The sequence below is a fragment of the Clostridium sp. NkU-1 genome (genome assembly GCA_001312405.1).
Map to the genome: position 1 here is coordinate 1 of BBDR01000023.1, position 14,148 is coordinate 14,148.

Consider the following 14,148-nt stretch of genomic DNA (forward strand, 5'->3'; position numbering starts at 1 on the left):
TTTCGGCCCCCCAATGGCCGTTGCCCCCATCAACATGGTCAGAAGAGTGGTAGAATATGCTGTGACAGCCATCCCCACAGAAAAAATCAGTCTTGGAATCCCCAATTACGGGTATGACTGGCCACTGCCCTATGAGAGAGGGGTGACAAGGGCAAGGACCATAAATAACTTGGAGGCGGTCCAGATTGCCATTGACCATGGCGTGGAGATCCAGTTTGACGAAGTTGCCATGTCCCCATATTTCCGTTATTGGCAGTATGGAATTCAGCATGAGGTGTGGTTTGAGGATGTGAGAAGCTATAAGGCCAAGTTTGACTTAATCAAGGAGTTTGGCCTGACTGGGGCTGGATATTGGCAGCTCATGCAGTTTTTCCGGGCGAACTGGCTATTGCTGGAGCAGATGTTTGATATTAAAAGGATTGGAGACTGATTTTACCAGTTTCCATGAAAAGTCCGTTGCAATTCTTCCATTTTTCTGTTATATTGATTTGTTAAACGGTTAGTGGAGAGGATTTCAGGATGTTTTTATATCAGATTACAGATGACCATGTACGGATTCTGGGTTGCCGGGGATATGATGGTTCCATACGGATCCCTGAGAAAATCGGGGGTTTGCCGGTGAGGTCACTGGCTGCCTATGCATTTTCTGATGGCTGGGGGAAAAAAGAGATGCTTTCATCGGCAGGAAAAGAGATACGCCTGTGCGATGAAGAAGGCAACCCAATTGAAATAGAAGAAAAGGATATTCCGCCGGAGATAAGCTGTGAAAGGCTGAAAGAGATATATTTACCGGATACGATTAGGAAAATAGGAAACTATGCATTCTATAACTGTTATGAGTTAAGCCAAGTGGAATGCTTTAGTTCCATTTTTGATGTAGGTTCAGGACTTTTTACCGGCTGTACGGGAATCCGGTTTTTGGATATTCATATGATCGATGGAGAACGCTCCTGCATGAAAGAACTGCTGGCGGAATTGCGGCAGGAACTTTATGTAAACTATTATAGCAGTAAAGGGAATGCAAGGCTGGTTTTTCCCGAAATGTTTGAGGAATCTGTGGAACATACGCCAGCCAGAATCATCCTCAGGGAAATGCATGGCTGCGGGCATATGTACCGTTACTGCTTTGACAAGACGGAGTTTCAGTTTCATAAATACGACGCCCTGTTTCCTCACATCCTGGTGCAGGAGCCGGAGCGGGTAACCGCAGCCCTGGTTCTGGGGAGGCTATTTACTCCTGTGGAACTTCTTGAAAGGGACAGGGAGGTGTACGAGGCTTACCTGAAGGAGCACTTTATAGGAGCGGCGGGACTGGCGCTTAAGGAAAAGGACCCGTCCCTTTTCCTCTGGCTTGCCATGGAGTATGGTCATAAGCAGGAGGACTTCGATGGAATGGTCGATATGGCGGCAAGTGCAGATAAGCCTGAGCTTTTAAGTATCCTTATGAATCTCCGCCGCCAACGCTTTACGGCAGGGAAACGGAAGTTTTCCCTGACATAACTTACTTAATGAAGGCAAGGTGAATCGTCCTTCCTTGTATAGAATAAAACAGAAAGAGGGTGGAAACATGATCGATCCGGTGAGACAAAGGCAGCTTGATGAGCTGGCAGAGGTAGAACTGGGCCATGAGATCCTGACCAATGCCCGCAACGAACTTTATTTAAGCTTCCGCTATCTGGATGTGGCCTTAAGCAGCTTTGGATTTGAGGCTGACTGGACAGGCCGGGGTGTGGGGACAGATGGGTTTGTGATCTATTATCAGCCGGAGCACTTGTTTTCCATATATAAAAGAAGCCGGGCCCTGGTGAACAGGGCCTATCTGCATATGCTTTTCCACTGCCTGTTCTGCCATTTGAATGGAAAAGGGGAACGGGAAAAAGAATACTGGGATCTGGCATGTGATATCACCATTGAATCCATATTGGATGGATTTTATGTAAAACCCGTTTACCGGCACCAGACTTCTTACCGAAGGGAGGTATACGGCAGGCTGGCAGAAAAGAGAAAGGTATTTACGGCTGAAGGGATTTATAAGGAGCTTCAGGATATGAAACTGACCGCAGAACAATATGGACGAATGGCGGCAGAATTTTATGTGGACAACCATGAACGTTGGGAAGATGAGGCTCCTCCGGGATTTCAGATGGAGCGCCAGAATAAATGGCAGAACATCAGGGAAACGATGCAGACAGAAATGGAGTCCTTTGGAGAGAAAAATGAGGATTCGTCAAGAAACCTTCTGGAACAAGTGAGGATAGAAAACCGGGAAAAATATGATTACAAGCAGTTTTTAAGAAAGTTTGCAGTGTTAAGGGAGGAGGCCGAGATCGACCCGGATTCCTTTGATCCCGTGTTTTATACTTACGGCATGTCTCTTTACCGGAATATGCCTCTTATTGAGCCCCTGGAAACAAAAGAAGTTTATAGAATTGAGGACTTTGTAATTGTGATCGATACATCCATGTCCGTATCCGGGGATCTGGTGCGGCATTTCCTTCAGGAAACCTACGGCGTCCTTGGAGAGTCGGAAAGCTATTTCCGTAAGGTCAATATCCATATCATCCAGTGTGACGAGGAGATCCGCTCTGATGTGACCATTACAAGCAGGGAGGAGATGGAAAATTATATGGAAAATTTTTCATTATCCGGATTTGGAGGGACGGATTTCCGTCCGGCTTTCGAATATGTGAACGGACTTTTAAGCAAAGGGGCTTTTAAGAAGCTCCGGGGTCTTTTGTATTTTACCGACGGAAAAGGAATATATCCGGTGAAAATGCCGCCCTATGATACGGCCTTTGTCTTTATGGAGGACCAGTATGAGGATATTTCCGTACCGGGCTGGGCGATGAAGGTGATCCTGACAGAAGAGGATCTGGAAGTTACATGACAGGAGATTTTAATATGAATATTAAACGAGCAAAAGAAGAAATTAAGAATACCATAGAAGCCTATCTGCTAAAGGATGCATACGGCGCTTATGAGATACCGTCGGTCCAGCAAAGACCGGTGTTTCTCATGGGACCTCCGGGAGTGGGAAAGACCCAGATCATGGGGCAGGTAGCCAGGGAGTGCGGGATCGGACTGGTGGCTTATACCATCACCCACCATACCCGCCAGAGTGCGGTAGGACTTCCTTTTATAAACGAAAAGGAATATGGAGGAAATACTTACCGTGTAACAGAATATACCATGAGCGAGATCGTGGCCTCTATTTATGATAAGATCGAGAGCACCGGCCTTAAGGAAGGGATCCTTTTTATCGATGAGATCAACTGTGTGTCCGAAACCCTTGCGCCGACCATGCTCCAGTTTCTCCAGTATAAGACCTTCGGAAACCATAAGATTCCCGAAGGCTGGATCATCGTTACTGCGGGAAATCCGCCGGAATATAACAAGTCAGTCCGGGATTTTGATGTGGTTACGTTAGACCGTATTAAGCTTATCTATGTGGAGCCTGATTTTGAGGTATGGAAGGCCTACGCCTATGAGCAGGCCCTGCATCCGGCGGTCATTTCCTATCTGAATACCAGAACCGAATACTTCTGCCGGATTGAAACGACTGTTGATGGAAAGTTTTTCGCCACTCCCAGGGGTTGGGAAGACTTATCAAAATTTATTGAAATTTATGAACGCCTGGGCAAAAAGGTGGACCGGGATGTGGTGGGAGAGTATATCCAGTTTCCTATGATTGCCAAGGATTTCACAAACTATCTGGAGCTATACTATAAGTACCGGGATGATTATCAGATTGATGAGATTTTGTCCGGCATTATTAGAGAGAGCCTGTGCAACAGGCTGAAGCGGGCGCCTTTTGATGAGAAGCTGAATGTCATCGGCCTTCTATTGTCCAGGCTGGGTCAGAGCTTTCGCTCTGTGTCCGATCAGGGAGACAGAACCGGCTTTTTAATGGAAGAATTGAAGAAAATAAGCCCGGAAACCGGCAGCGGTCCGGATACCTCCATGTTAGCCCGCCTTGCAGACTTAAGGAATCGTTGGAATGAGGATTGGGACAGAAAAAGAAAAGCCGGCCTTTTAAACAGAAGAGAAGATTATTTGCGCCGGGATGTGGAAGCCATTCTCCTTAAGTATGAGGAAACCCTCCGAATGGAAGAAGCCGGAGAGAATGAGTCGGCCTGGAACCGGATACGGGAGATGTTTGAGGAAGAAAACGCCAGGTATGAGACGCTTTTGGCAGAGGGAGGAAAAGCCCTGGAGCATGCCTTTGATTTCATGGAAGCTGCCTTTGGGGACGGGCAGGAAATGGTGGTATTTATAACGGAACTAAATACCGGGTATTACAGCGTTAAATTTTTAAAAGAGTACGATTGTGAACGATATTATCAATATAATGAGCGGCTTTTATTCAAGGACCAGGAGAATGAAATAAAGGCCAGGATCGATAGTTTGGGAAAATAATGTATAAAAACCAGAAAGCTTCTCCATAATAAAGAAAGAAAAGGAGGTAGTGCCATGGGAAATAAAGCATTGAGTTATACAGCTCTGACCATAGCCATTATCGGCGCGGTTAACTGGGGCTGGTAGGTTTCTTTAACTTCAACCTGGTGTCATTTATTTTCGGAAGCATGACATGGATTACAAGAATCGTGTATGCTCTGGTAGGAATTTGCGGGTTGTACCTGCTTACCTTTTTTTGGCCGTTCAGAAGCAGGCGCAGAGGATAGCAGATGATTTAAACAAAGGCATTGCAGCATGGGCGGACCATTTATCATGCTGCAATGCCTTCGCTCATTTTACGGGATATTCCCTGGGCTTGCCGGGGAGCCTTTCATTATTTACATAAGAATAAGGAAAATTTGGATTTTATGATATCCTTAATATAAAGGCTCATTAAAACCAAATTTTACTGAACGGAGGATCACAGATGGAAATACAAACGCAGTTTGAATCATATCTTCATAAAGAAAATTTATCAGAAAGCACCATATTCTCTTATATGTCTGCAATAAATTTTTATTTTTCCCATTACGAGAACATAAGTAAAGAAAATCTTCTGGCTTATAAAGGATATTTAATGGAGTATTATAAGCCGAAGACAGTAAACTTAAGGGTTCAGGCTATTAATAAATATCTGCTTTATATCAGGCAGGAACCGCTGCAGTTAAAAAAATGTCAAAATACAGCAAAAGAATTTTCTGGAAAACGTGATAAGCAATGCGGATTATAAATTTTTAAAAAAGCGGTTAAAGCAGGATGGGAATATGCAATGGTATTTTGTTGTATGGTATCTGGCTGCTACGGGAGCAAGGGTGAGTGAATTGATCCAGATCAAGGTGGAGCATGTGGAAATGGGATATCTGGATCTTTATTCAAAGGGCGGAAAAATCCGGAGACTCTATATTCCTGAGAAATTAAAGGAAGAGACTATAAAATGGCTGGAGGAGGTAAATATTACCTCCGGGTATCTGTTTTTAAACCGTTTTGGAGAACGGATTACAACCAGAGGGATTGGGCTGCAATTGAAACGCTATGCGGAAAAATACGGGATTGACCCACGGTTTGTCTATCCTCATTCCTTTCGCCACCGGTATGCAAAGAATTTTCTGGATAAGTGCAATGATATCGCATTGCTGGCGGATCTAATGGGGCATGAAAGCATCGAGACTACCCGTATTTATTTGAGAAGAACGGCAACGGAGCAGCAAAGCCTCATTGACAGGATCGTTACATGGTAAAAAAACAAGGCGCAGCATCATGGCAAAGTATGGTCATGATGCTGCGCCTTTGATTTTATAAAAAGTATTTGTAATTCTTACGGGATAATTCATAAAAAGGATCGGTATGTTCTGATAATGTGTATTATAAGAACATAAAGAAAGTTGATTTGCTTTATTTTGTCCTTATAAACACATAATTTCTGTACTATTTCATATATCGTCATTCCGAAAGGTTTCATAAGCGTTTTTTTGAAAATTCTTTTTACTTTCCTGCAAATATCCGTCATTTCATCGTTATAAGGCACTTGTTGTAATACACATTCTGGGAAGATTTGTAAATATGTTAATTTTTAAACAAACTGTAATTTGCAGAATAACAAGGAGGCGATGCGAATGCTATCGTTAGGAAGGAATCCAGGAGAGTATCTTGTCATCAATGGGGATATTGTCATTCAGGTAGTTTCTGTGGAGGGGGATTTAAGACTTGCTATTGATGCCCCCAAGGATATTTCCATTGTCAGAGGAGAGATATATGAAAAACGCCATCCAATGCCCCAATGCTTAAAGCGTTTGAAAGAAAAGAGCATGAGATGGTAAAAGGAAAACTGGTTTCAGCTTCTTATTCAGGGCCCGAATGGGAAGTTTGGAATAAATAAAAAGAAACACGGGGGAAAAGGAAGTCCCCGGCATAATTCAAGGAGGTAATACATATGAGAATTCAACACAATATTGCGGCTTTAAACTCTTATAGGAACTTAACAGGAAACAATAATACCGTTTCCAAAAATCTGGAGAAATTATCATCTGGCTACAGGATCAACCGTGCAGGCGATGATGCGGCTGGCCTTGCTATTTCTGAAAAAATGAGAGCACAGATTACAGGTCTTGAGACCGCTCAGAAGAATGCTAATGACGGTATTTCTTTGATTCAGACAGCAGAAGGGGCTTTGACAGAGGTTCATTCTATGTTGAATCGTATGATAGAGTTGGCCCACCAGTCTGCAAATGGCACTTATCAGGATGCTGTGGATCGCGAAAATGTTCAAAAGGAAGTAAGATCTTTGCAAGATGAGATTGATCGTATTTCTGAGGGAACAAACTTTAATGGCATTAAATTGCTGGATGGTTCTATGGGAACAGGGACAACGGGAGCAAGTGTTACTGTTACTGCTGATGGTACAGCAAAGAATAATGCATTTAAATATGAATTGAGCGGAGTTGATATCGGAGTTGCCGTGGAGTTTGTAGCAACAGCAGGTGCAGATGCAGGTGCTGGAGTTACTGCTTCATGGAATGGTTCAAAGCTTACTTTCTCATTACAGAGCAACACAGCAGGAGATAATTCAATTACTCAGGAAGATATTAATAATGCAATAAAAAATGCCAGCGGTGCACCAGATTCGGCAAAGAACATTAAGGTAAAACTGGATGATGATATTACATTCTCCGCTGCCAGTGGTGCTCAGACTACAGCTTTTGGTACTGGTACAGCAGCTGAGGCAAAAAAAGCTGGCTTTACTAATGCCACTACGGGGGTAACCATAACATCAAATCATGCAGGAGCAGATACAAGAAAACTTACATTTTCTACTGCTGGAAATCAGGGAGTTTCTATAGATGCCACTGGAGATATAACACTTGGTCTGGATTCTAATAAGGAATATACGGCAGCAGAAATCAACAACATGCTGGCTAAATCAGGAGCAGATATGTCTGTCAGCTTTGAAGGAACCAGAAAGGCAGGGGCTGCAGCCGCAGATACATTTGGAACTGCAGATTATGTTCTTGCTGGCGGTACAGGACTTTCCGCAGGCGGCGGTTTAACACTGCAGATTGGTGACAGTGCAGAGAGTTTTAACCAGCTCACCGTTAAGGTCGGCTCTATGTCAACCGCTTCTTTAGGATTAAGTGCTGTTGATGCCGGTACTCAATCAGGTGCAAAAAAACGCGGTTGATTTAATTAAAAATGCAATTAACACAGTATCTTCTACCCGTGGTGACCTTGGCGCCCTTCAGAACCGTTTGGAACATACAATAAATAACTTAAGTGTTACCTCAGAGAACATGACTGCGGCTGAAAGCCGTATTCGAGATGTTGATATGGCTAAGGAAATGATGTCATATACAAAGAATAATATTCTTGTTCAGGCATCCCAGGCAATGTTGGCTCAGGCAAATCAGGTACCTCAAGGTGTATTGCAGTTATTAAAGTAATCAGATTTGTTCTGTATCTGATAGCATAATAAGAAAGGTGCCGCAGAATGACTATAATCTAGTCGTTCTGCGGCATTTTTGGCTTTGCAATTTCTCCTTTATGGGGCAATGATACAATCGTTATCCCACATATTGTGACTTATATCTATGTTTATAGATCTATAGACCGTTTAATCCTCTTTTATATAGAAAGGTTTTAATAGATAAGTGTTTTATAGCAGTACGAAAGCACCTTAGCTGATTGCCATGTACCTGGACTATTATAAGTTGTCAGCTATATAGAATTATGCTAGAATATTAACATGGAACAATCGTGTTACAGGGTGTGTTGTCCTTCATTCTATAAGAATGGAGATGATGTCTATGAAAAGTCAAAATAATTTTGATTTTAAGGATTTATTGACCTTTGGCCTTTTCCTTTTAGCATTACTTACATTCGTTTTTACATTTTGTAAGTAGCCATACATAGAAAAACCACCCTGATACTTGGCAGTTGAGAGGGTGGAATTTCTTCTTCTATAACGGTCAACCGCCTTGTGGACGGTTGTTCCTTTTCTAACTGTATTGTAGCATAATACACATAAAAAATCAACGTTTCATTTCAGGAGGAAATTATGTTTTTCATATGCGGCATGAGCCAGGGAAAGAAAATACTCGATTACACCAAAACAGTGATCTGCGGCCTGTGCGGAGGCTATGGCAGATATCAGGTGTTTATGACTTACAGCTATTTCAGTATTTTTTTCATTCCCCTCATAAAATGGGACAGACGTTATTACGTCCAGATGTCCTGCTGTAATACTATTTACCAGCTGGACCCGGAAAAAGGGAAAAGACTGAACCATGGGGAATCCGTGGATATTAGCGAGCAGGATTTAACTCTGGTGCAGTCAGGCCGCAGGACCTCAGACTGGAACCGGAAGCAATGCTCTCACTGCGGCTATGAAACCGCAGAGGATTTTGAGTACTGCCCCAAATGCGGACAGAGGCTTTAAGAGGGAGGAAAGAATGTCCCCTCCCCGCCGTTTGGCTCCAGCCCAAGCAAAGGAGCTTAAAGAGAAGAAGAATGAGCCGTTCCTGTTTCAGCTAAATGATGATATCATCAAGGGCTCTTTTGGGAACATAATGCACCTGATTTTCATCCCGGTAATAGCGGGTATCTCCGTCTTCTTTCACCGGGACAATGACCACCTGTTCTTTGGGCTTTCCAAGGGCAAGAACTAAGTCGATGGAGTACCGGGAAGGATCAATGGAAAGAGCGTCTGCCAGATCATTTCTCCGTACAGTCCCAAATATACATCCGCCATATCCCTTTTCCGCTGCTCCAAGCATGATGGTCTGGGCAGTGATTCCATCATCATACAGCTTGTTTTTCCCAAGGGACAAGTCGCATAGAATGATGATGTAGGCAGATGGGCGTTCCCCTTTTTCAGGGCCGTCCCAGTCCGGCAGAGCACCGGCCCAGCTAAGGGTATCGAACACTCTGGCATTTTCTTCCGGGGTGTTGCAAAGCCGGAACTTTAACGCCTGGGAATTGGCTGTTGAGGGGGTGAGCCTGGCTAAATCCACCAGCTCCCTCAAGTCTTTCGTGGAAACTGCTTCATCCTCATAAAACCGGCGGCAGGTGCGGCATTTTAAAACCAGTTCTTTTAACATATAAATTCCTCCTGTCTTGTCTGTATTTTATCCGTTTTCTTATTATAAAAGTATAGCAGGTATTGGTCTGTTCTGCAATGGACAAGGGGAAGGAAGGGAGAGAATATGATGAAAACCAAAGCGGAACTGATTGCTTATTGCCTAAGCTATGCTGATGTTTACGAAGATTATCCCTTTCGTGACCACCAGTGGGCCGTTATCCGGCACAGAAAAAACAAAAAGGTATTTGCCTGGATTTATGAACGGGATGGACTGGCCTGCATTAATTTAAAATGTGATCCTGAGTGGGTGGAATTTTGGAGAAATGCATTTTCCGGCGTGCTTCCAGGTTACCATTTAAACAAAAAGTATTGGAACACAATCCTTCTTGACGGATCCGTACCGGAAGAAGACATCAGGAGAATGATTGGGGAAAGCTTTGATCTGACCATCTGACTATCCTGCTTTGCCGGGAAAACAGTAGTTAAATTAAACAAAAAAATATTGATTTATATATAATTATTGTTAAGTTTTTAGAGTGGACAAAATGAAAAACTGTGAAATAAAAAAAAGTTCAAGAGCATAATTTCATAATTTATTGTGAAAATACACGGTGCAAGTTGTAATTAATTTTTAGATTCTGCCAGTTTTTGACTGGGGAAAAAAGCAAGTTGGAATCATTGACTTTATTTTCCTAAGGTGTTAAACTGAGACTCAGTTTCAGGGTCATAGGACAACATGAAACCGCGACAGATACATGAAACAATAATACCTATGTAGTCGCAAGGAGGAGAATAATTATGAAATTAACAGCAAAAAAAACTGGTACTTACAGGCGTAGCCGTATTAACAATGGCATCTATCTCTGCATGTGGAAGCACTAAGACTGCAGAAACAACAGCAGCAACAGAGGCTACTGTTACAACAGAGGCTACAACAGAAGAAGTTACAACAGAGAACGAATCTAAAGAAGTTGTAGAAGAGTCTGATGCAGAAGATGTTACTTTAGAAGAATCTTCTGAAGAAGAGAGCAACGAAGATGCAGCAGCAGATGAAGCAGAAACAGAGTCTGCAAAAGCAGAAGTAGAATCTACAAAAGCTGCTAACTAATCGGCAGGATTACCGGATCGGTCAGGAATGCCAAATTTACGGAGCGGGGACAATTGTCCCCGCTCTTTTTGCGTTCACCTGCTATGCAGAGTGATAGCTGTTGTGATATAATTCTCCCAAATAGCTATAAAATAAGGAGGCCTTTTCCAATGAAAATCACTTATATCCATCACAGCGCATTTCTGGCGGAGCTTGAGACAGTAAGCCTGCTGTTTGATTATACAGAGGGGACTTTGCCAAAGATCAGTGTTAAGAAACCTCTGCTGGTTTTTGCAAGCCACCGGCACGGAGATCATTATTCTGAAAAAAATTCTGGAGCTTATAAAGGAGCATGAGAAAACCAGGTATATTCTTTCTGATGATATTTCAAAGGGACGGCTGCCCAAAGAGCTTCTCGATGAAGTGGTCTTTATGAAGCCTGGGGAAAGGATTGGTTTTTCCGTTTCAGAAGGGAATTTCACAGGCCCTGTCACGGAGGAAGAAAAGGCGGATGCAGAGGTTCTCACTCTCCGCTCTACTGATGAAGGTGTTGCGTTCCTTATAAAAGCGGAGGGAAAGACCATTTACCATGCCGGAGATTTAAACAACTGGAGATGGGAAGGGGAGCCGGAAAGCTGGAACGACCAAATGGCAAAGCAGTATTCCGAAGAAGTGGACAAGCTGTCAGGCATGCATATAGATGCAGCTTTTCTTCCTTTGGATCCCAGACAGGAGAAGGCTTTTTTTGCTGGGCTTTGACGAATTTATGAGAAAAGTCCGGGTAAGCCATGCATTTCCCATGCACTTCTGGGGGATTTTTCTGTGATCGGCAGGTTAAAGGGCATGGATATTTCAGCCCCTTACCGGGAACGGATTGTGGAGATCCGCGAAGGCGGGGAGAGCTTTGAAATCGGGTAGGAGACAGGGTTTTATGGAAAACGAGAAGGAACAGCCAGGGGGGCTGACCCCTGAGGAGCAGAGAGATGTTTTAGAGGCCGCCATGAAAGCAGGTCATATTTTATTGGAAAACGGGGCGGAGATCTTTCGGGTGGAGGAGACCATGGACCGTATCTGCCTCCACTATGGGATCAAATCCGGGAATTTCTTTGTCCTCAGCAATGGGATTTTTATGACCTCAGGCAATGAGATAGAAGAAATATTTGCAAAGGTCCAGCATATTCCGGTGAGCGGGACCCATTTGGACCGGGTTGCGGCGGTAAATCAGCTTTCCAGGGAAATTGAGACAGGATTTTTAAGTCCTGGTGATGTGAAGCGCCTGCTGGATCAGATCCGGGTCATGCCGGGAAAACCCAAAACCATGCAGATCCTCGCTTCCGGCCTTGGAAGCGCCTGCTTTTGCTATCTGTTTGGAGGAAACTTAAGAGACAGCTTATCAGCTTTTGGCTCAGGGATTCTTCTATATGTATATGTGATCTTTCTAAGCGCGCCCCATCTCTCTAAGATCGTAGGAAACATCGGAGGAGGAGCTCTGGTCACCTTTTTATGTACGGTTCTTTATCTGCTTCATTTTGGGGAGAATTTGAATTTTATGATCATTGGTTCCATCATGCCCTTGATTCCGGGGGTTGCTTTTACCAATGCCATCCGGGATATTGCAGACGGGGACTATATCTCCGGCTCTGTCCGGATGCTTGATGCACTGCTGGTATTTTTCTGTATTGCCATAGGGGTTGGACTGGTATTCAGCCTGTTCCACCGGCTGACGGGAGGTGTACTTCTATGAGCGTGGTTTTGGAAGCTGCTGCTGCGGTTGTGGGAACGGTTGCCTTTTCACTTTTGTTTGGGGTTCCCGCCAGGTTTTATCCATATTGCGGGCTGATCGGCGGAGCAGGCTGGCTGGTCTATGGGGGGCTTATGAACAGCCTGTCTGCTCCGTCAGCCGCTTTGGCGGCCACTATTGTGGTAATTTTTCTTTCCAGGACTTTTGCCGTAAGGGAACGGTGCCCTGTCACCATATTTTTAATATCCGGTATTTTTCCTCTGGTACCTGGGGCGGGAATATACTGGACGGCTTATTATATTGTGACGGATGAACTGGCTCTGGCTGTCCGGACCGGTTTTCTTGCGTGTAAGGTGGCGGTTGCCATTGTGCTTGGTATTGTATTCGTTTTTGAGCTGCCCCAGAGATTTTTTTAAATTTGCTGCAAAGAAACAGGAGAAAGTGGACGATAGATAAGAGAGAAAGGTAGGAATAGATGATGATTTGGATTAAAAATGCTCATGTAGTAGACCCTGGGAACCAGGTGGAAGGAAATATGGATATCTGCATCGCAGATGGGAAGATTGCCGGTATGGGAGAACAGCTTAAGCTGGATGCCGTTCCTGTTTCAAAGGAGGATGTAGTAATCGATGCTTCCGGTTTTATCGTTGCCCCAGGGTTTGTTGATGTCCATGTTCATTTCCGTGATCCTGGTCTTACTTATAAGGAGGATATCCAGACTGGAGCCAGAGCGGCGGCAAAAGGCGGATTTACCGCGGTTGTCTGTATGGCAAATACCAGGCCTCCTGTGGATAATGTGGAAATCCTTCAATATGTGCAGCGGGAAGGGGAAAAAAACAGGCATTCATGTGCTGCAGGCAGCAGCCGTATCTAAGGGCCTTCATGGGATAGAACTGACGGACATGGAGGAATTAAAGGCCAATGGAGCGGTGGGGTTTACTGATGACGGGATTCCTCTCCTTGATGAGAAGCTGGTTAAGGAAGCCATGGAGCGGGCAGCAAAGCTGAATGTTCCATTGAGCTTTCATGAGGAGGACCCTGCTTTTATCATAAATAATGGGATCAACCATGGTAAGGTATCTGATCAGCTTGGAATCTTTGGTTCCCCTGCATTGGCAGAGGACTGCCTTGTTGCCAGAGACTGCATGATCGCCCTTCACACCGGTGCGGCGGTGGATATCCAGCATATCAGCTCCGCTGCTTCCGTTAAGATGGTGAAGCTTGCAAAGGAGCTTGGGGCCAATGTATATGCAGAGGTGACGCCCCATCATTTCACCCTGACAGAGGAAGCGGTATTAACCCATGGAACCCTGGCAAAAATGAATCCTCCCCTTCGGACGGAAGAGGACCGCAAGGCCATTATCCAGGGATTAAAGGACGGGAGCATTGATATCATTGCAACGGACCACGCTCCCCATAGTACAGAGGAAAAGTCAAAGAAGCTGACCGAGGCTCCGAGCGGGATAATAGGACTTGAAACCGCACTGGGGCTGGGTGTGACAAACTTAGTCCGGCCCGGACATCTGACTATGATGGAGCTGATGGAAAAGATGAGCTTAAATCCTTCGAAGCTGTACCGGCTGGAGTTTGGCTGCATAGAGGAAGGAAACGCTGCGGATCTGGTGATTTTTGATCCCAATGAGGAATGGACGGTAGGAGAATATGCATCCAAGTCTTCCAATTCCCCGTTTACGGGAGAAAGATTGTTTGGAAAGGTGAAATATACCATCTGCGGCGGCCGGATCGTTTACCAGGATGAAAAAGACTGAATTTACCGGATCAATAAGACCTTTT

General features: G+C 44.4%; 16 protein-coding genes and 2 pseudogenes. 17 read left to right on the forward strand and 1 reads right to left on the reverse strand.

Features of this window, described 5'->3' with window-relative positions:
• From JCM10519_RS22565 to JCM10519_RS22605, 10 genes and pseudogenes are all read left to right on the forward strand, one after another.
• A partial coding sequence (locus JCM10519_RS22565) for a glycosyl hydrolase family 18 protein (protein ID WP_347845180.1) occupies positions 1-430 on the forward strand: 430 nt, incomplete at its 5' end.
• An 89-nt stretch (positions 431-519) separates the two neighbouring features.
• The gene (locus tag JCM10519_RS22570; protein ID WP_054742056.1) at positions 520-1,500 is read left to right on the forward strand and encodes a leucine-rich repeat protein; all 981 of its coding nucleotides are present in this window, start codon (positions 520-522) and stop codon (positions 1,498-1,500) included.
• Positions 1,501-1,567: 67 nt separating this feature from the next.
• Positions 1,568-2,887 carry a VWA-like domain-containing protein gene (locus tag JCM10519_RS22575; protein ID WP_054742058.1) on the forward strand — a complete coding sequence of 440 codons (1,320 nt, stop codon included), beginning with the start codon at positions 1,568-1,570 and terminating at the stop codon, positions 2,885-2,887.
• A 14-nt stretch (positions 2,888-2,901) separates the two neighbouring features.
• Positions 2,902-4,416 (forward strand): AAA family ATPase, encoded by a 1,515-nt coding sequence (locus tag JCM10519_RS22580; protein WP_054742130.1) that lies wholly within the window; start codon positions 2,902-2,904, stop codon positions 4,414-4,416.
• Between the two features lie 54 nt (positions 4,417-4,470).
• A pseudogene (locus JCM10519_RS33080) lies at positions 4,471-4,682 on the forward strand (DUF378 domain-containing protein).
• Positions 4,683-5,219: 537 nt separating this feature from the next.
• Entirely contained in the window at positions 5,220-5,693 is a 474-nt protein-coding gene (locus tag JCM10519_RS33085) for a tyrosine-type recombinase/integrase (RefSeq protein WP_347845181.1), read from the forward strand.
• Between the two features lie 375 nt (positions 5,694-6,068).
• Complete coding sequence (locus JCM10519_RS22595) at positions 6,069-6,272, forward strand: carbon storage regulator (protein WP_054742067.1); 204 nt, start codon at positions 6,069-6,071, stop codon at positions 6,270-6,272.
• Positions 6,273-6,385: 113 nt separating this feature from the next.
• A complete protein-coding gene (locus JCM10519_RS22600; RefSeq protein WP_347845182.1) occupies positions 6,386-7,630 on the forward strand; it encodes a flagellin in 1,245 nt (414 codons plus the stop codon).
• Complete coding sequence (locus JCM10519_RS33090) at positions 7,611-7,889, forward strand: flagellin (RefSeq protein WP_347845183.1); 279 nt, start codon at positions 7,611-7,613, stop codon at positions 7,887-7,889. The genes JCM10519_RS22600 and JCM10519_RS33090 overlap by 20 nt, the downstream gene beginning before the upstream one ends.
• Before the next feature lie 614 nt (positions 7,890-8,503).
• Positions 8,504-8,884: a zinc-ribbon domain-containing protein gene (locus JCM10519_RS22605; protein WP_054742069.1), complete on the forward strand. Its 381-nt coding sequence runs from the start codon at positions 8,504-8,506 to the stop codon at positions 8,882-8,884.
• Positions 8,885-8,975: 91 nt separating this feature from the next.
• Here JCM10519_RS22605 and JCM10519_RS22610 read toward each other — a convergent pair whose 3' ends face one another.
• Entirely contained in the window at positions 8,976-9,545 is a 570-nt protein-coding gene (locus JCM10519_RS22610; RefSeq protein ID WP_054742071.1) for a nitroreductase family protein, read from the reverse strand.
• A 105-nt stretch (positions 9,546-9,650) separates the two neighbouring features.
• Between JCM10519_RS22610 and JCM10519_RS22615 the strand changes: the two genes are divergently transcribed.
• The 7 genes and pseudogenes from JCM10519_RS22615 (at position 9,651) to JCM10519_RS22640 (ending at position 14,123) form a co-directional block, all read left to right on the forward strand.
• A complete protein-coding gene (locus JCM10519_RS22615) occupies positions 9,651-9,980 on the forward strand; it encodes an MmcQ/YjbR family DNA-binding protein (RefSeq protein ID WP_347845184.1) in 330 nt (109 codons plus the stop codon).
• Positions 9,981-10,376: 396 nt separating this feature from the next.
• Positions 10,377-10,634 carry a hypothetical protein gene (locus JCM10519_RS22620; protein ID WP_347845185.1) on the forward strand — a complete coding sequence of 86 codons (258 nt, stop codon included), beginning with the start codon at positions 10,377-10,379 and terminating at the stop codon, positions 10,632-10,634.
• 149 nt (positions 10,635-10,783) lie between these two features.
• The gene (locus JCM10519_RS33095) at positions 10,784-10,969 is read left to right on the forward strand and encodes an MBL fold metallo-hydrolase (RefSeq protein ID WP_347845186.1); all 186 of its coding nucleotides are present in this window, start codon (positions 10,784-10,786) and stop codon (positions 10,967-10,969) included.
• On the forward strand, positions 10,905-11,372 hold the full coding sequence (locus tag JCM10519_RS33100) for a hypothetical protein (RefSeq protein ID WP_347845187.1): 468 nt from the start codon (positions 10,905-10,907) through the stop codon (positions 11,370-11,372). Before JCM10519_RS33095 ends, JCM10519_RS33100 begins: the two co-directional genes overlap by 65 nt.
• Before the next feature lie 172 nt (positions 11,373-11,544).
• Complete coding sequence (locus JCM10519_RS22630) at positions 11,545-12,357, forward strand: threonine/serine exporter family protein (protein ID WP_054742073.1); 813 nt, start codon at positions 11,545-11,547, stop codon at positions 12,355-12,357.
• Positions 12,354-12,770, forward strand: coding sequence for a threonine/serine exporter family protein (locus JCM10519_RS22635; RefSeq protein WP_054742075.1), 417 nt, complete (start codon positions 12,354-12,356; stop codon positions 12,768-12,770). Before JCM10519_RS22630 ends, JCM10519_RS22635 begins: the two co-directional genes overlap by 4 nt.
• Positions 12,771-12,832: 62 nt before the next feature.
• Positions 12,833-14,123 (forward strand): annotated as a pseudogene (locus tag JCM10519_RS22640) (dihydroorotase).
• Positions 14,124-14,148 lie beyond the last annotated feature (25 nt).